Origin of the sequence: Bifidobacterium intestinale, from assembly GCF_023656765.1 — a bacterium.
In the GTDB taxonomy this organism is placed as follows: Bacteria; Actinomycetota; Actinomycetes; order Actinomycetales; family Bifidobacteriaceae; genus Bifidobacterium; species Bifidobacterium hominis.
This window is the reverse complement of sequence record NZ_JAMOKR010000002.1, coordinates 57,822-75,489: the sequence shown is the minus strand read 5'-3', so window position 1 is coordinate 75,489 and position 17,668 is coordinate 57,822. Positions and strand designations below refer to the sequence as shown.

The window sequence follows — 17,668 nt, the reverse complement described above, 5'->3', positions numbered from 1 at the left end:
TGGATAGCGGCCAAACCAACGGCCGAGAGCGAAAGGAAGATTGTCATGCTGGGTCTGTTAAGCGCATTGGAAGGCTTCTGCGTCATTGGCATCGTCATCGGCACCGGTTACGTGGCCGCGCGCATGCGCATAGGCGGACCTACCGCGCAGATGGTACTCAACAGGTTCAGCTTTTTCGTATCGAGCCCGTGCCTGATGTTCGCCATCCTGTCCAAGGAGAGAATCTTCGAGATATTCCACTCCTCCATTGTCGTGGCGTTCTTCTCGGCCGTGCTGGTCGGATTGGTGTTTCTGATCCTCAATAGGCTGTTCTTCCATCTGAAGGCGGCGGATGCCACCATCGGCGCGTTGAATTCGCTGTATCTGAACTCCAACAACATCGGTCTGCCGATCGCCACATACATTCTGGGCAATCCCGCTTTGGTCGCGCCGATTCTGGTCATGCAACAGGCGGTGTTCACACCGATCGGCCTGACCGTGCTCGATGTGACCACCAAAGGCAAGGTCTCCACGAGGGAGATTCTGAAGCAGCCGCTGCATCAGCCGCTGCTTATCGGTTCGCTGCTGGGCATCGCCGTATCCGCGATTTCCGCAAAAGCCGGTCATTTCGTGGTGCCGGACTGTATTTACGATCCGATCGACATGATCGGCGATTCCGCAGTGCCAATGATTCTGATGGCATTCGGCATGTCGTTGCACGGCACGAAGCCGCTGCAGGACAAGTCGAACATTCCCGCGGTGTTCACGGTAGCGGCGTTGAAGAACATCGTGATGCCAATCATCGCGTTCCTGCTGTCGTATTTCGTGATGGGCTTCCGCGGCGCCACATTGTACGCGTGCGTGGTGCTCGCCGCCCTACCGACCGGGCAGAACGTCTATAACTACGCGGCGCGGTACAACGTGGGTCTCTCGTTCGCACGCGACGGCATTCTCTTCTCGACACTGACCTCACCGATCTTCATCGCAATCATCGCGGTGCTGCTCGGCTGACCTCGCCAGTCCTTGCCGCGGTATCCACGACCGCCGCGGCGAGGCCATCAATCGTCCGTACGGTAGCCGGCATGACCGAGCCCGTGCGCCGCATGATTCGCGGCACACCCTCCGAGCACCATCAACGCATAACACAAGCCGATTCCCGCGGCCAACGTAAGCAACGAAGCCGGATTGAGCAACGACGTTGCCAGAATCGGAAACAGCAACAACACCGAGCACCCCAACGAAACGGCCATCACCGTGTTGAGCGGGGTGATCACTTCCATCATGCGTGCCTTGTCGAGCGTCGCCTCATCCGTGCCTTCCAACGCAAGCATGCGGTACTCGTCGGCCTGGTCGTAGACGTTGCCCGTCTGCATCACGCCGGAACTGACGGCGGCGAGCACCGCGGCAAAGGCGAGCGTCAGGAAACCACCCATCGCCATATCGCGCATGTACAGCATAGATGGGTCGAACGGGTCGTGGTTGCCTCCGATTCCGGTGGCGAGCAATCCGCACACCGACGTCATCCCCGCGATGAACACAGCGAGCGCCACACCGGACACGTTGCGCCAAGCACGCTTGGGATTGTCGAGGATACGGCGCATGGCAATCATAGTGGCCGCGTCCTTCGGGTGTTTCGCACGCGATCTGGCGCGCATCGCCACCACCCAGGTACCGACGACGTTCACCATGGCGAAGCCGAGGAAGAAGACGCCGAAGATGATGGCGTAGACCACCATCTGACCCAAGTGCGCGAATGCGGAGATGCTGTTGAGCAGCAGGTAGCCTACGGCCAACACGGCAAGAAAAATCAGTGCGCGCCATGCGGACGGCATGGGTTGTCCGGTACGTTGCATCACGCCAAGCGGGGTGATGGACACGCGGCGTAGGGCGACCAGCGCGGAGACCAAGGCAAGCAGCGTGACTCCGACGGTCACAGCCGCCAGGGCAGGCAGTCCCACCCACAACTGTTCGAAGGTGAAATGCTGGTTTTGGAAGTCGAGCAGCATGATCGCCGGTATCAGCGCGAAGTAGCCGGCCATGCCAACCAGCGCGCCAAGCAGAGCCTGGCCACCCGCATCGAGCGCGGTGAGTTTCGTGACCTGCGCGGTGGTGGCGCCCGCAAGTCGCAGTGCGGCGAGACGTGCGTCCCTGCGGGAGGCCGCGAGACGGGCCGCCGAGCCGGCGAGCGCCACGAACGGCACGATGAGTAGCAGACTGGCGAATGCGGCGAGCATCACATAGCCGTCGGAATAGGTGTTCATGACGGCTGTGGCCTGGTCGGCCGTCCAATGGCCGTCGCCGACCGTGGCGACGAGCTTGTCGACGTGCGCCAGGGCTTTGGACCATGTTTCGTATGTACCGGGCGCGCACCTGTTGGAATCGATCATGCAACCGAACGTGTGGTCGGCGGAGGCCCGCCAGATGAAGCCATGCAGGCCTCCGAGCACGGTTAGGAAGACTGCGGTGGCGGATGCGAAGGCAACGACGGCCAGCGCAGAGGTGCGGCCGGATGTGCCGCGGGTGCCGGAGCGGTGGAACAATCGCCATAATCGGAACATGTTCATCGTGCGTCTCCGGCGGTAGGTTGGGATTGCTGCGGCGAGCTCAGCCTGCCGTCACGCATGGTAACGGTGGCATCGCAGAATGCGGCCACATTCGAATCGTGCGTCACCACGACCACGGCCGCGCCGGTCTGTCGTGCGGTCCGCATGAGAATGCTCATGATTTCGTGGCCGGTGGTCTGGTCGAGCGCGCCGGTCGGTTCATCGGCGAAGATGACTGCCGGCTGCGCGGCGAGCGCACGTGCGATGGCGATGCGCTGCATCTGGCCGCCGCTCATTTCGCCGGGACGTTGTTGCGCGAGCTGGCGCAATCCCAATCGTTCCAGCCATAGCATGGCCGTGTCGGTGGCCTGCTGGTAGCTTGCGCCGCCCAGCATCATCGGCAACGCAATGTTTTCGATGGCCGGCAGTTCCGGCAGCAGCTGTCCGGATTGGAAGACGAAACCGAAGGCGCTGCGGCGCAGTTTGGTACGGTCAGCGTCGCTCAACCGCGCCAGGTTGGCACCGCGAAACATCACATTGCCGGCTGTCGGGGTGATGATGCCGGCGAGTGCGTGCAGTAACGTCGATTTGCCGGAACCGGACGGTCCCATGACCGCGATGCTTTCGCCTGCCTGGATGCCGAAATCCACGTGATTGAGCGCCAGCATGTGTGTGGCATTTGGTGTCGCCTGTTGGGTCGAATAATCCATGACCAGATCGGTCGCCTGAAGTATGTGTTCCATGTTTCCTACGGTACGGAAACGGATTGGTGCCGGCCATCAGACGGCGGGATGAACTTACAGGTTTCCTTCCGGCATGCATCATCCGCAAGGATTAGCGTAATCGCGGACTGCGGATGAGATGCCGTATGTCAGACGAGGTGCCAGGAAAGGCGGTGCAGGTCGCTGGGTCCATGTTCGGCGATGGCTTCGCGGTGGGCCGCCGATCCGTAGCCTTTGTTGTTGGCCCATTCGTAAGGCGCATATTGCGGCTGCGCGGCGAGTTTGACCATGAGTCGGTCTCGTGTGACTTTGGCGATGACGGCCGCCGTCGCCACGGTCGCGCAATGCCGGTCGCCTTTGACTTTGCAGGTCACGTCCGCCGGAATTGGCACGTCGGGCGCGTCGAAGGTGTTGAGTGCTTTGGTGATGTAGTCGTTCGGACCGTCAAGAATCGCGCCGATTTTCAGATTGTTCAACGCTTCCGATGATTCAGAAGATCCTGCAATTCCAGCAGATCCACTCCCGCCAATGCCAAGCTTGCGTTCCGCTTCGGCGAGCGCCCGCAGTGCCGCCACGCCGAGTGCGTACGAAATACCCCATTCGTCGATTTCCGTATTGGAGGCTGCTCCGACCGCCCATGCGGCGCACCATTGTTCGAGTTCGTCGAAGATGGCTTCGCGCTTGTGTTCGGTCAGCATTTTGGAGTCGGCCACGCCTTTCGGCACTTCCAGAGGCGAAGATTCCTGCGAGTCTCCTTGCGAAGCTCCAGCCGACCCATCCAAGTCACGCGCCCAAATCGCAGCCGCACCAACCATTACCGGCCCTGCGAGAGATCCACGCCCTACCTCGTCAAAGCCGACGATCACATCGTAGCCCTGTTCGGCAATAGCGCGTTCCAAATCCAATGTGGGAATTACGGAAACCGCCATCAGACCGCCGAGCCTCCTTCCGGAACGTCGGCGAACACTTCATGGTGCGAATCGAGCCCGCTGATACGGTTCAATGGCCAATATCTCGCGAGTCCAACACCCACTACGTCGGAAATAGGCACGAGTCCATGTGAGGAATCGTTCTGATGGTAGCGAGAATCGGCGGAATTGGCGCGATTGTCGCCCATAACGAACACGTGTCCTTCGGTCACGGTCACGCTGAACGCGAATGAGCTGGGGTCCACGCCTGGGCGAATGTATGAGCTTTCGTCAATCGCCACGCCATTGACGGTGATCGGCTTGCCCGGTCCTTCGCAAGCTACGGTGTCTCCTGGCAGTCCGATGAGTCGTTTGATGAGGTAGTCGCCGCCGAATTTGCTGTTGTCTTCCTGCTGCAGCCAGTGGTCGGGGTCTTTGAACACCACCACGTCGCCGCGTTTCAGGTCGAAGACTTTCGGGGTGAGTTTCGAGGTGATCACTCGGTCGCCTGGTTCGATGGTGTTCATCATGGATTCGGAAGGAATCACGTAGAATCCGATCAGGAAAACACGTATCAGCAGCACGACGATAATAGGAATTCCGCACCAAACCAGGGTGTCGCGCAAGCCAAAGCTTTCGCCGCCATTGTTTTTTTCTTCGGCATGCTTCATACATGATTCCTTTATCGTCCGGTTTGCACACTGACCCTTATCATAGCGGCCAAGAATAGCAAAAGGCCCTCCTGCCGTAAGGCTGAGGGCCAATTTCACGCTTTATTTGCGTTTGAAACTCACTTCTCGGAGTTGTCGCGGCGCTCGGCGATACGAGCGGCCTTACCGCGCAGGTTGCGCAGGTAGTACAGCTTGGCACGACGCACGCGGCCCTTGCGGACCAGCTTGATGGAGTCGATGACCGGGGAGTGCAGCGGGAAGCGGCGCTCCACACCGGTGCCGAAGCTGATCTTGCGCACAACGAAGGTTTCACGAACGCCGCCGCCCTGACGAGCGATCACAACGCCGGTGAAGGCCTGAATACGGGAGTTGTTGCCTTCCTGGATCTTCACGTTGACTTCAACGGTGTCACCCGGACGGAATGCCGGGATTTCCTCGGCCGGCTTCATGTGCTTGGCGTCAAATGCCTCAATAGCGTTAACCATTGTGTTTCCTCGAGTCGCCGCCGCATATCAGCGCACAGGTAAGGGCTTCACGATTTTCGCAAAATCGTTCTGCCTGGTATGTTCTTCGCAGGTCTGCCTGCGAAGGATTGCCAATCCGCCGAAAATCGCGGCAACTTGCGTTCGCAAAGTTTGCGTTCGTGCAATATTCCACTCAATCTTGCGATCGTTTTCGGCTGGACCCGAAGGGATTCAGGATTATGCGGCGTCCTGAGTCCCGGCATAGCAATACTCAAAAATACCTCATCCACCAGACCTCATGCCGTCCAAAACTCGCCGCAAAAGTTCTTGATGATTGATTATTTAAAGAATGGCTATTTTCTGCGGAAAACGCTACTTCCATGTACGATATGCAGAACTTCATGGTGCTGATTTCGCACGAAATGCAAAACTTGGATATTTGAAAATGATGATTCAGGGGTAATGAAAAGGGCTCTGCACCGAAATGCAGAGCCCTTTGGAAGTTATTGCGCTACGGCGCTATGCACGTCGCTGAACGCAGCGTTCCGGTTTCCCTAGAAATCAGAACTTGCGATTTGCGCGGTAGAACTGGATCAGGGACTGGGTAGAGGCGTCCTGAGCAGCCAGAGCCTCGTCATCCTGGGAGATGGCCGGAGTGATCTGCTTGGCGAGCTGCTTGCCCAGCTCAACGCCCCACTGATCGTAGGAATCCAGACCCCACACGGTGCCTTCAACGAAGGTGATGTGCTCGTACAGGGCGATGAGCTCGCCGAGTGCGAACGGGGTCAGTGCCACACCGAAGATGGAGGTGGTCGGGCGGTTGCCGGTGAACACGCGGGCCGGAACGATCTCTTCCGGAGTGCCTTCTGCGCGCACTTCGTCAGCGGTCTTGCCGAAGGCCAGAGCCTTGGTCTGTGCGAAGTAGTTGCCGAGGAACAGCTCGTGCACGTCCTGATCGCCATCCTTGGTCGGGTTCGGGGTGTTCACGAACGCGATGAAGTCGGCCGGGATCAGCTGGGTGCCCTGGTGGATCAGCTGGTAGAAGGCGTGCTGGCCGTTGGTGCCCGGCTCGCCCCAGAAGATTTCGCCGGTTTCGGAGGTGACCGGGGTGCCGTCCCAACGCACGGACTTGCCGTTGGATTCCATGGTCAGCTGCTGCAGGTAGGCCGGGAAGCGGTGCAGGTACTGGTCGTACGGCAGCACGGCGTGGGAGGCGACCTTGAAGAAGTTGCGGTACCACACGTTCAGCATGCCGAGCAGCACGACCACGTTCTTCTCGAACGGGGTGTTGGCGAAGTATTCGTCGATCTCGTGGAAGCCGTGCAGGAACTCTTCGAAGCGTTCCGGTCCGAACACCACAGCGAGGGAGGTGCCGACGGCGGCGTCCACGGAGTAGCGGCCGCCAACCCAATTCCAGAAGCCGAAGGCGTTGGCCGGGTCGATGCCGAACTCGGCGACCTTCTCCAGGTTGGTGGAGACGGCGACGAAGTGCTTCTTGATGGCTTCGGCGTTCTTCTCGTCGGAGCCGTCGACTGCGCCGGCAGCCTTGAGGGCGTCGAGCAGCCAGGTGCGGGCTTCACGAGCGTTGGTCAGGGTTTCCAAGGTGGTGAAGGTCTTGGAAACAACGATGAACAGAGTGGTCTCCGGGTCGAGGCCCTTGGTCTTTTCAGCCAAATCGTTCGGGTCGATGTTGGAAATGTAGCGTGCGGAGATGCCTGCGTCAGCGTACGGCTTCAGCGCTTCGTACACCATGACGGGACCCAGGTCGGAACCGCCGATGCCGATGTTGACCACGGTTTCGATCTTCTTGCCGGAAACGCCGGTCCATTCGCCGGAGCGAACCTTGTCTGCGAAGGCGTAGATGCGGCCGAGCACTTCGCGCACGTCCTTGACGGTGTCCTGTCCGTCAACGATGTACTTGCCTTCGTCTTCGGCCGGGCGGCGCAGTGCGGTGTGCAGCACGGCACGGTCTTCGGTGTTGTTGATGTGCACGCCGGTGTACATGGCCTTGGTGCGCTCGTCGAGCTTGACGGCCTTGGCGAGGTCCGCGAACAGCTGCAGGGTTTCCGGCTTGATCAGGTTCTTGGATAGGTCGAAGTGCAGGTCGCCCGCATCGAAGCTCAGCTTCTCGACGCGCTCGGCGTCATCGGCGAACCACTGCTTGAGGCTGATGCCTTCGGACTGCAGCTCATCGTAGTGCTTCTGCAGTGCGGCCCACTCCGGGGTCTTGGTGGCGTCAACAGGAGGATTGATGGCCATGGTATTAGGTCCTTTCATCATCACTATGAAGCGGAACAAGCTACGGATCTTCGTAGATTTCCGTACGTCGCATTCCGTATCTCTTCACCTCACAAGATACTCACAAAATAAGACAGAACAACACAAAAATGTTTCCCGAGTTAACACATTCGCTAGGATTCGCAATATAGCGCGGTTCCGACCACTTCCATCTTCGCCAAGCATACTTTTGACGCTTACTGAAATCGTATGCACAGTTCCGCCGTAAGCCTTCGTCACACTTCTACGCAATCGACCGTACGCCGGCACCAAATCCCCACCGCAGAACCCGACCAGACCAAAGCGCTCAGCATGGGCCCCGGTAAAAATCTTCTTGCCGCTCTCATGCGAGCGCGACGAACAAGAAGTGAGCGCCGGTCATCATCAGCAAACTGATAATCGCAGTAATCGACAGCGTAAAACCAGCAAGCTTCGCATTGCCAAGCACCTTGTCGGTAAACAGCGTGGAAAACACGGCAATCGGCGCCAGACAGCACATGGCGGCCGTCTCACGAATCTCAGCACTGAACGGAAGCAGCAGCCAAGCCGCAGCGGCAAACGCAATACCGAACGGCAGTCGCCAACCAATCACCTTGAGAAGCTTCAACACATCCTGCCTGCCAGACGGCAAATCCATAAGCATGCCCACCATCAGCATCGCGCAGAACGAATTCGCGTTCGAAAGCGGCTGCACAAGCGTGGCGATAATGTCAGGAATCTTCACGTTAACGAGCGTGAGAATAATCATCACCAAGTACGTATCGAACGGAACCGAGCCGAAGAACCCCTTGAACACATTGCGGGCCAAAGCCTTGCGGGCAAGACACTTGGCATCCTTGTCTCTCAGCTTCACATGCGGGAGCGTGGGCGCATTGCCCTGATACTGCTCGATAAGCGGCGTGCCAGGCTTGATATGCAACAGCGTTTGCGTCATCACATTCGTGCCGGCGGCAACCATCACGCAATTGCCAATGTCGAACATGGCGGCGGGCACGATCGCGCCTGTGCCAAGAAAAGCCTGCACTACGGGGAAACAGAAGCAGCCAACGTTGAAGCCGGAGCCATTCAACATCATGAACGCGCGATCCTGCACCGGACGATGGCGGGACGTCAGGAAAACCACGACCGGCGGAATGAACGCAACGATCAGGCCGAACAGCGAAATCAGCAACAGGCTGGAATCATGCGGATTCGTAGCAAACGAATAGACGATCGCACCCGGCAGCACCAAATTGAAAATAGCGGTCTGCATAATGCGATAATCGCGATCCTTGAACAGACCGGCACGCTTGAACAAATATCCGGCGAGGATAATCAGCAGCAACGCAACAGGCTGAATCAGCGCAGACACAACACTCCCCCTAATCCTTAAGCTTCTCTTCCTCTTCCTACCCACAGTCATCTTAGGAGCATCCCCCGCCACCAAGCCGACTCCCTGCCGCGCCCTAATTTCCCACCCACTGGAAGAATCCACCCGCCCAAAGCCACCCCAGCGGGAAAAAACATCCACTCACTGGAGGAATCATCCCGCCAACAAGCCCCTCAGCGCACCGAATCCCCCAGTGAGTGGAACAATCCTCCCGCTTGCGCGCCTCTCAACGTCCTGATTCCCCATTCACTGGAACAATCCACCCGCTCGCAGGCTCCCCAACGCCCCAAATCCCCCAGTCACTGGAAGAATCGGGACGCAAACGTGCGAAATGTTCTCAAAATGTTCTCAAAAAGGCTTATTGAATGGTCTGCGATGGCCAAGAACAGGCAGGCTGCCGCCATTTTCTGAAAGTGCGCGAGATGGGACTTGAACCCACACGTCAAAGACACAGGAACCTAAATCCTGCGCGTCTACCAATTCCGCCACTCGCGCAAGTAGCCATACCGGAGCGAAATGCTCCTGATATGCAAAACCCTAGATGCTTTCACATCTAGGGCACTGGAGCCACTTGACAGAATCGAACTGTCGACCTGCTCATTACGAGTGAGCCGCTCTACCGACTGAGCTAAAGTGGCAATGCCCGGTAAGCACACGCCATCCGCGCACAGGACACAAAGCGTATCAGAAAAACTCACCCCGCGCAAATCCGCGTCGCGCCAAGCAGCCCCAGCACCCCCGAGCTAGCGGCGAAGGAGTTTGTGGGCCAAATCGTTCACGCCGTAGCGCAGCTTGCTCACAGGAAGCGTGAATTCGCCCGGCAACTCCTCCACATAGCCGTTGAAGCCCTGCTTAAACTCCAACACGCCACGTCCATCGTCTTCCGGATCGTCGAATACACCCGAAATGCCATAGAAGTTGTACCGCGTCACTCCGCGTTCCAAACAACGCGACATCATCTCATGCTGCAAGGCGGTGGGCGCGTAGAACTTGGCGTAACGATCGTCAGATCCGCTGGAGAAATACACCAGCTCGCGCTCATGCCACATGAACAGACCTACGGCGACCGGTACCACTTCGCCATCACGAGCGATGCGCTCGTTCGCATCCTCAATGCGGCGTTGTGCGGACTTCACATTCTTCTGAGCCGTATCGAGCTTCTTGCGCACATCATCCGGGTACTTCGTATGCTCAAGCGAACGCTCCAAGCGTTCCACGTCTTTCGAGAACTTCGCCAGCTTTTCTTCCCAGGACTGCAAATAGCGGTCAAGATGCACTTCCGCCACCATGAATTCGGCCTTGTCTCCAAACGCATCATATACGCGTTCGAAATAATCAAGGCTACGGTTGGCGAAATGCTGGCGTTCGCTACTCAGCTCGCAAATATCGTGGAACACATTCAACTCGCTGCGATTCAGGCGTCGAACCTCCACGCCGCTGTTCCGCGCGATCTTGACGTTACGACGCGTGTTCTTCGCATACGAAGCGAGCAGTCCGCCGGCGTCCGAGAACTCACTCAGGTCCTTGACGTAATTCCAACGGTTCATCAGGGCATCGTACCCACGGGTGAAGCCAGCATGCTTCCAACCCAGCCGCTCGTACTCCCGCACCATCGCATCATTGGGTTCGGTCACAGCCTTGCCTTGCGAATCACGAACGCAATACACTTGGTTGGGCCAGCACGTCAGACTGATGGCGTGAACCCGTTCGGCAACCTCGCGCAAACCGTCGGTCAACGCGGTCATCCGCTCGCTGTCATTCCCATTGCACAACGGGCCAAGCCACAACGAACCTTCCATGCCGAAACGCCCTTGTGAAAAGGCCACCAACGCTCCCGCCACCGGAGCATCGTGCGAATCCACCAATCCAACGTATTGCGTCTGCATGCCTTCAGATTGCGCCAAAACCGCCATTTCGGAAGTCTGCTGGAATCCGCCGTACTCGCTCGCAGCAGAAAGCGCATCAAATTCATCGGCGCTCAGCTCACGCACATTCCATTCAGACGATTCTCGCTCTTGTTCCTCACTCACATCCATTTCTCGCACCATGATCCGCGCTGCCTTTCATTATTCAAACCGGCTAAAAGCCCCATTTCCCAAGGGAGATAACCTAGTCTGACCTGCAGCCGCCGTCAACCACGTTCACATAACCCTCGCGCGCTTATAAGTCCGCGCCCAGAGACCTCCATGCGAATGACGAGCTAGCGGCGAAGGAGTTTGCGTACGACAGTCTTGAACTTGAACGCCAACGGGCGCACGGGAAGCACGAACGAACCCATAAGTTCCTCAACATACCCGTTGAAGCCTTGCTTGAATTCGAGCACGCCACGGCCTTCGCTGTTCGGATCATCGAATACGCCGTCGATGCCGTAGAAGTTGTAGCGGGTCACGCCACGCTCCACGCACAGGTGCAGCATGGCGTCATGTTGCACAAGCGCGGAAGCGTAGAACGGCTTGTACTTCTCCACGCTGCCAGAGAACAGATACACCGTTTCACGCGCATGTTCCACGAACAGGGAGGCCGCCGCCGGAAGCACGTCACCATCTTTGGCATACTCGGCCGCTTCAGCCAAACGCTTTTCCGCCGCCGCAAGGTTGCGGGACTCCTCCCCTAGCTGACGTCCCGTTTTGGTGGTCGGATGCTCATCGTATTTGGACTGCAGCGTATCGACCTTCTTCTGCAAGACATCACGCTTGGATTCCATGTCGGCAATGTATTCGCCGATGTGAATCTGCGCCACCATGAAGTGAGCTTTGCTGCCATAGGCTTGTTTGAACTTGCGGAAGTACGCTTCACCGCGATATTCGAAATTGCGACGTTCGGCGGTGGCCTGCTCGATGTCGGCAAACACCTGCAGCTCGTCTTCACCCAGTTCGCGCACATGCACGCCCATGGATGCGGCACGTTTCACGCTCCACTGCGTGCGCTTGTCATACGACTTGAGCAGTGACTTTTCGTCGGTAATGCCAGTCAGGTCTTTCAAGTAGCGCCAGCGCGGCACCGCAGTGTAGCCGATCGTGAAGCCGTCATGCATGAAGCCGAGGTTTTTCAACGTTTCCACGGCATCCTCAGCAGGAGCACCACCTTGGTCAGCTGGCAGTTCACCGCCGCGCGAATCATGCAGGCAGTATGGCATTTCCGGCACGATTTCCATCTGTGCGGAACCTTTCGCCTTCGCATGCTGCTTCAGCTGGGTCATGAAGTATTCGGTCAATTCGCGATCACGATAGTCGCACAATGGTCCGTCATGCACCACACTGAATGTGGAAAGGCGGCTGCGATGCGTTTCGAACAGCGATCCCGCAACGATTTTGCCGTTTTCTTGAACGCCAAGATATTCCACTTCGATTCCTTGGGCGGCACGCAGACGGCCTGCAGCGGAGGTTTGCTGGAAGTTGCCGTCCGGGTGGTGTGCGGAAAAATCGTCAAACGCCTCCGGACTCAACGTAACCAGAGAAAATGCTCGCATGTAATCCTACCCCTTCATGCTGGTTGATTACGAGATTGATTGCCGTACGCAACCAGCATGATGGTAGCACGAGTCAAAGGACTGTGATTTCGGTGGGGATCACCGGATCGCCCTTCATGAGGCTTTGCGCGCCGATTGGCAGTTCGGCCAGTGCCTGAGCACGATAATTATGCGCGTTGACGATGGCTTCGTGCCCCTGATAGTCGGAGTTGATTTCGCCGTCGGTCACATAGTCGACCAGCAGATCCTTCCAGCCTTCTTCCGGCTGATAGGAGGCAAGCTGCTTTTCGGATCCGGAAATCACATGTTCGCAGTCGGCCAGCGAATATTCGTACGAGCGGAAGGCGAGCTTGCGTCCCGGAACCGTGGCCTTGTCTTTCGACTTCTTGGCCACCGGCTGCATGTCGCCAGCGGAATTTTCGCGTTCGGTCAGCTTGTACACCATCGCGCAGGTCGGAGCGCCCGATCCGGTGACGAGCATAGTGCCCACGCCATACGAATCGACCGGCGCAGTCTGCAGCGATGCGAGCGCATACTCGTCCAAATCGTTGGTGACGGTGATCTTCGTATTGGTGGCTCCCAGCGCGTCCAGCTGGTTACGCACACGCTGCGCCAGCGACGCCAAGTCGCCGGAATCGATGCGCACGCCGCCCAATTCTGGGCCGGCCACTTCAACCGCCGTCTTCACAGCCTCTTCAATGTTGTACGTGTCGACCAGCAGCGTGGTGTTCTTGCCAAGCGCGGCGATCTGCGATTCGAACGCGCTCCGCTCGTCATCGTGCACTAGCGTGAAGCAGTGCGCGGCCGTGCCAATGGCCTTCAAGCCATACATTTGCGCGGCCAGCAGATTGGCCGTACCTTTGAAACCGCCCACTACGGCGGCGCGGGCTGCGGCAACGGCGGCCCACTCGTTCGTTCGGCGACCGCCCATATCCATGCACGGGCGGTCCTTCGCGGCGCTGACCATGCGGGACGCCGCCGACGCAACCGCAGAATCGTAATTCAGAATGCTCAGCAGCAGCGTTTCCAGCAGTGTGCACTCGCCGAACGTGCCTTCGACTTGCAGAATCGGTGAATTCGGGAAGAACATCTCACCTTCGCGATAGCCCTTGATTGAACCGGAGAAATGAAAATTCTCAAGCCATTTGATGGTTTCAGGGCCCACCACCTTGCGATCTGCAAGGAATTTCAGATCATTATCGTCAAGATGAAAGTTTTCAAGCGCGTCAAGAATGCGTCCTTGCCCGGCGGCTACTCCGTAGTGGCGGCCAATCGGCAGGTGACGGGTGAAAATTTCGAATACGCACTTGCGATTGGCGGTGCCGTCCCTCAGACACGCGTCAAGCATGGTGTATTCGTACATGTCGGTCATGAGCGCAGGTGAATAATCCAGCATTTCCAAAGCCTTTCTGACTTTTGGTGAAACTGACCATGAGCGTAGGCCTCGCTGTGGCCAAGCACAGGTTTTCACTCCATCATACGTGCTTGAATGCCTGTATTACGTGAGATAAACGCGGAAAACGACGCAAAATGATCGCAAGACAATTACGAACGATTCACGCACCTCAAGATGGGTTTTCGGCTGGTGATACTGTTTTTTCGGAAAATACAAGCGATTGTTGATCGTGTAATCAATCGAAAGCAGAGAAATCAGCGATGGTAGCGATTAAAGACATGTTGGACGGGCAGACGATAATTCGCGCGGACGGACGTAAGGTGGATGAGCTGCGTCCGGTGCGTATCACCCGTCATTTCACGGACGTTCCGGAGGGGTCCGTGCTTGTGGAATGCGGCAATACACGCGTGATGTGCACGGCTACGTTCACCGCAGGCGTGCCTCGTTGGCGCAAGGACTCCGGCCTGGGCTGGGTCACCGCAGAATATGCGATGCTGCCGCGAGCCACCGCAGACCGCACTGATCGCGAATCTGTGCGCGGCAAGATCGGCGGACGCACGCACGAGATCAGCCGACTGATCGGACGCTGCCTGCGTGGCGTGGTCGACATGAAGGCGCTCGGCGAAAACCAGGTGCAGATCGACTGCGACGTGCTGCAGGCTGACGGCGGCACCCGAACCGCATCGATCACCGGCGCATATGTGGCGCTCGTGGACGCCATGCATTGGGCCGAGAAGCACAAGCACATCAAGTCTGCCGACCGCGTGATCAAAGACAGCGTTTCCGCCGTGTCCGTGGGCGTAATCGACGGCAAGCCGATGCTTGATCTGCCGTATATCGAAGACAGCAAGGCTATGACCGACATGAACGTGGCCATGACCGGCTCCGGCGAATTCATTGAGATTCAGGGCACCGCGGAGCATCGCCCGTTCAACCGCACCGAGCTTAACGTGCTGCTTGATCTGGCGGAAAAGGGCAACAAGGAACTGCAGGCCGCGCAGCAGGCCGCGCTCGCACAGGACTGAAACGGCCGCAAGCCGAACGCAATCCGACTGTAGGCTGGCCTCCGCAGGCCGACCGTCGGCCAGGCACGTCAGACGCATGTCAGACGCATGTCAGGCAAGCTGACATCGACGAAGCAACGAAAGGAATCGGAACGTGAGAATCATCGTCGCAACCCATAACGAAGGCAAACTCGCTGAAATCAATCGCATTCTGGAAGATTGCCTAGGTGCGGACGCGGCTCAGGTGGAGCTGGTTTCCGCCGGTTCGCTGAATCTGCCGGATCCGGTGGAAGACGGCGTGACCTTCCAAGAGAACGCGCTGATCAAGGCCCGTGACGTGGCCGCGCGCACAGGCTGCCCGGCGATTGCCGACGATTCCGGCCTGATTGTGGACGTGATGGGCAATGCTCCCGGCATTCTTTCCGCACGTTGGGCAGGCAGGCATGGCGACGACAAAGCCAATAATGCGCTGCTGCTCGCGCAGATGGCCGACATTCCGGACGCCAAGCGTACTGCGCGTTTCCGTTGCGCGGCCGCGCTGGTGATGCCGGAAACCGAAGCTGGCGCCGGTGCAAACGGCCGTTATGCGATTGGCAGCGAGACTGTGAAAACCGGCGAAATGCCGGGTGTGCTGCTGCATGAGCCTCATGGCGAGCATGGTTTCGGATATGACCCGCTATTCGTGCCCGACGATCAGCCCGCCCGCGCCATCGAAGCCGGCGAGAAACTCACGTCCGCACAGATGGAACCGGCCGAAAAGAACGCCATTTCCCACCGCGGCAAGGCCTTGCGTGCTCTGCTGCCGTCCGTAGCCACCTTGCTGAAGTAAGAGAAGCAAGACCGCCGCAACTCGAACAAGCCGCTGCAAGACAAGACGCAACAATTGCTATCAGGTGCGGAACCGTAGTTTACGGTTCCGCACCTTTTGTTTGCTGATTCTCACCGGACGTCACCGAACCTCACCGTTTTGGCCTTCGCCAACCGGACGCCGCCGGACGGCACCGATCTTCACCAACCGTCGCCAATCCTCACCGATCGTCGGCTCGAAAATCCTTGCCATCGTAATTCGCCCAATCCGGGTGCGGCCCGCCGGTTTCGATACTGCGCTGAATATCGCGATACAAGTGCAGTTTGCGCAACACATGCATATACGCTTCTTCCAGCGCGGCCCGCTGCTCCAAAATCGCCTGATGCCGCGATTCCAACAATTCCAACATGTCCGCGATATGTGCGCGCTCGTCTTTTTCGTATGCGAAGAAGCGCCTGAGCTCATCGATGCTCATGCCCGCATGCTTGAAACAGGCGATCGCCTTGAGCCGCCCAATATGCGCGTCGGTGTACACGCGCCGCCCAGCATCGTCGCGTTCCACATTGCACAGCAGCCCCTGATCCTCGTAATAGCGCAAGGTTGACGTCTGCACATGGAATCGTTGTGCAACCTCACGAATCGTATATGTTGCCATCTTCCCGTCTCATTTCTACGTTTTCTGCGATTGTGCGATTTCTTGCGATTGCCATATCGGCAGTTTCCTGCGATTTCCTGCGAACGACAATCATCGAAAAACACACTATCGACGATATTTGCATTCAAGTTTACTTGAAGTGCGACGATAGTATCGTCGACAAACTCACGATATGCGCCAACTCAAGCAGCACGGCGCACAGCGAAATGCGCAGAGTCTTCAAGGAGGAACAATGCTCGAACCGACCACCGTCTACACGCCGTCACCCACCCGATACGACTCCATGACGTACAACCATGTAGGCGCAAGCGGTCTGAAACTCCCAGCGGTTTCACTCGGTTTTTGGCATAATTTCGGCGATATTACGCCATACGCCACCATGCGTGACATTGTGTTCACCGCATTCGACAACGGCATCACGCATTTCGACCTCGCCAACAATTACGGTCCCGAACCGGGCAGCGCCGAGAAGAACTGCGGCCGTCTGCTGCACGAATATTTCCATCATCATCGCGACGAACTGATCATCAGCACCAAAGCCGGCTACGAAATGTGGCTCGGCCCCTATGGCGATCTCGGCAGCCGCAAATATCTGCTCGCCTCTCTCGATCAGAGCCTCGAACGTCTCGGCCTCGACTACGTCGACATTTTCTACCATCACCACATGGATTCCTCCACACCGCTCGAAGAAACCATGGGCGCACTGGCAACCGCCGTGCAAAGCGGCAAAGCGCTATATGTTGGCTTGAGCAACTACGACGGTCCGACGCTCGAAAAAGCCACCGCGATCCTTGACGAACTGCATGTGCCGTTCATCATCAACCAGAACCGTTACAACATTTTTGACCGCACTGTGGAACGCAACGGACTGAAGGAAACCGCCAAAAAGCTCGGCAAAGGCCTCATCACGTTCTCACCGCTCGAACAGGGCCTGCTCACGAACCGTTACCTCAACGGCGTGCCCGCAGACAGCCGCATCGCACATGACGGCCGATTCTTGCAGGAAAGCGCGTTGACGCCGGAACGTCTGCAGCAAATCCGCGATCTGAACGACCTTGCCGCCGAACGTGGTCAGACGCTTGCCGAAATGGCGCTCGCATGGCTGCTGCACGACGGTTACGTGACCTCCGTGCTTGTCGGCGCGTCCCGCCCGCAGCAGTTGCTCGACAATATCGGCGCGTTGAAGAACACCACGTTCAGCGATGAGGAACTGCGTCGCATCGACGAAATCTCGCTGCGCTAAGCGCGGATATTTCAAAAAAGCAAGCCGACAATAAAATACAACAGCAATAAAAATCTGCCGAGACAATCTGAATTATCGAAAATAATTTCGACACAGAGACCATCTCGGCAGATTTTTTATATGTAATCACGTTCGGCAATCTTCGGAAATTTCAGTGAAA

At 57.7% G+C, this 17,668-nt stretch carries 15 protein-coding genes and 2 tRNA genes; 4 read left to right on the top strand and 13 right to left on the bottom strand.

The annotated features are described in order from the left end of the window. The first annotated feature begins 45 nt into the window (after positions 1 to 45). Entirely contained in the window at positions 46 to 990 is a 945-nt protein-coding gene (locus NBH13_RS03110; protein WP_065437693.1) for an AEC family transporter, read from the top strand. A 47-nt stretch (positions 991 to 1,037) separates the two neighbouring features. On the opposite strand, the gene NBH13_RS03105 is transcribed toward NBH13_RS03110, so the two are convergent. The 12 genes from NBH13_RS03105 to NBH13_RS03050 form a co-directional block, all read right to left on the bottom strand. Beyond that, on the bottom strand, positions 1,038 to 2,543 hold the full coding sequence (locus tag NBH13_RS03105; RefSeq protein WP_250778939.1) for an ABC transporter permease family protein: 1,506 nt from the start codon (positions 2,541 to 2,543) through the stop codon (positions 1,038 to 1,040). Continuing rightward, a complete protein-coding gene (locus tag NBH13_RS03100) occupies positions 2,540 to 3,232 on the bottom strand; it encodes an ABC transporter ATP-binding protein (RefSeq protein WP_236824302.1) in 693 nt (230 codons plus the stop codon). The genes NBH13_RS03105 and NBH13_RS03100 overlap by 4 nt, the downstream gene beginning before the upstream one ends. 161 nt (positions 3,233 to 3,393) lie before the next feature. Then, complete coding sequence (gene rnhB / locus NBH13_RS03095; RefSeq protein WP_099571020.1) at positions 3,394 to 4,173, bottom strand: ribonuclease HII; 780 nt, start codon at positions 4,171 to 4,173, stop codon at positions 3,394 to 3,396. Next, positions 4,173 to 4,823, bottom strand: a complete 651-nt coding sequence (lepB, locus tag NBH13_RS03090; RefSeq protein WP_250778937.1) for a signal peptidase I — start codon at positions 4,821 to 4,823, stop codon at positions 4,173 to 4,175. Before lepB ends, rnhB begins: the two co-directional genes overlap by 1 nt. Before the next feature lie 119 nt (positions 4,824 to 4,942). Continuing rightward, complete coding sequence (gene rplS, locus NBH13_RS03085) at positions 4,943 to 5,308, bottom strand: 50S ribosomal protein L19 (protein ID WP_099571022.1); 366 nt, start codon at positions 5,306 to 5,308, stop codon at positions 4,943 to 4,945. A gap of 540 nt (positions 5,309 to 5,848) precedes the next feature. Then, on the bottom strand, positions 5,849 to 7,546 hold the full coding sequence (pgi, locus tag NBH13_RS03080; RefSeq protein ID WP_003836153.1) for a glucose-6-phosphate isomerase: 1,698 nt from the start codon (positions 7,544 to 7,546) through the stop codon (positions 5,849 to 5,851). Positions 7,547 to 7,907: 361 nt separating this feature from the next. Further along, complete coding sequence (locus tag NBH13_RS03075) at positions 7,908 to 8,915, bottom strand: AEC family transporter (RefSeq protein WP_250778935.1); 1,008 nt, start codon at positions 8,913 to 8,915, stop codon at positions 7,908 to 7,910. A 432-nt stretch (positions 8,916 to 9,347) separates the two neighbouring features. After that, a tRNA-Leu gene (locus tag NBH13_RS03070) sits at positions 9,348 to 9,428 on the bottom strand. 67 nt (positions 9,429 to 9,495) lie between these two features. After that, positions 9,496 to 9,571 (bottom strand) — tRNA-Thr (locus NBH13_RS03065). A 105-nt stretch (positions 9,572 to 9,676) separates the two neighbouring features. Further along, positions 9,677 to 10,981: an aminoacyltransferase gene (locus NBH13_RS03060; protein WP_250778933.1), complete on the bottom strand. Its 1,305-nt coding sequence runs from the start codon at positions 10,979 to 10,981 to the stop codon at positions 9,677 to 9,679. A 152-nt stretch (positions 10,982 to 11,133) separates the two neighbouring features. After that, the gene (locus NBH13_RS03055; protein ID WP_250778931.1) at positions 11,134 to 12,402 is read right to left on the bottom strand and encodes an aminoacyltransferase; all 1,269 of its coding nucleotides are present in this window, start codon (positions 12,400 to 12,402) and stop codon (positions 11,134 to 11,136) included. Between the two features lie 73 nt (positions 12,403 to 12,475). Next, complete coding sequence (locus tag NBH13_RS03050) at positions 12,476 to 13,798, bottom strand: nicotinate phosphoribosyltransferase (protein ID WP_099571025.1); 1,323 nt, start codon at positions 13,796 to 13,798, stop codon at positions 12,476 to 12,478. Positions 13,799 to 14,058: 260 nt separating this feature from the next. Here NBH13_RS03050 and rph point away from each other — a divergent pair, with 260 nt between their 5' ends. Beyond that, complete coding sequence (gene rph / locus NBH13_RS03045; protein ID WP_099594884.1) at positions 14,059 to 14,823, top strand: ribonuclease PH; 765 nt, start codon at positions 14,059 to 14,061, stop codon at positions 14,821 to 14,823. A gap of 133 nt (positions 14,824 to 14,956) precedes the next feature. Further along, positions 14,957 to 15,631, top strand: a complete 675-nt coding sequence (locus NBH13_RS03040; RefSeq protein ID WP_250778930.1) for a non-canonical purine NTP pyrophosphatase — start codon at positions 14,957 to 14,959, stop codon at positions 15,629 to 15,631. A gap of 199 nt (positions 15,632 to 15,830) precedes the next feature. On the opposite strand, the gene NBH13_RS03035 is transcribed toward NBH13_RS03040, so the two are convergent. Next, entirely contained in the window at positions 15,831 to 16,265 is a 435-nt protein-coding gene (locus tag NBH13_RS03035) for a MerR family transcriptional regulator (protein ID WP_099571028.1), read from the bottom strand. Positions 16,266 to 16,497: 232 nt separating this feature from the next. Between NBH13_RS03035 and NBH13_RS03030 the strand changes: the two genes are divergently transcribed. Next, positions 16,498 to 17,508 (top strand): aldo/keto reductase, encoded by a 1,011-nt coding sequence (locus NBH13_RS03030; RefSeq protein ID WP_099571029.1) that lies wholly within the window; start codon positions 16,498 to 16,500, stop codon positions 17,506 to 17,508. Positions 17,509 to 17,668 lie beyond the last annotated feature (160 nt).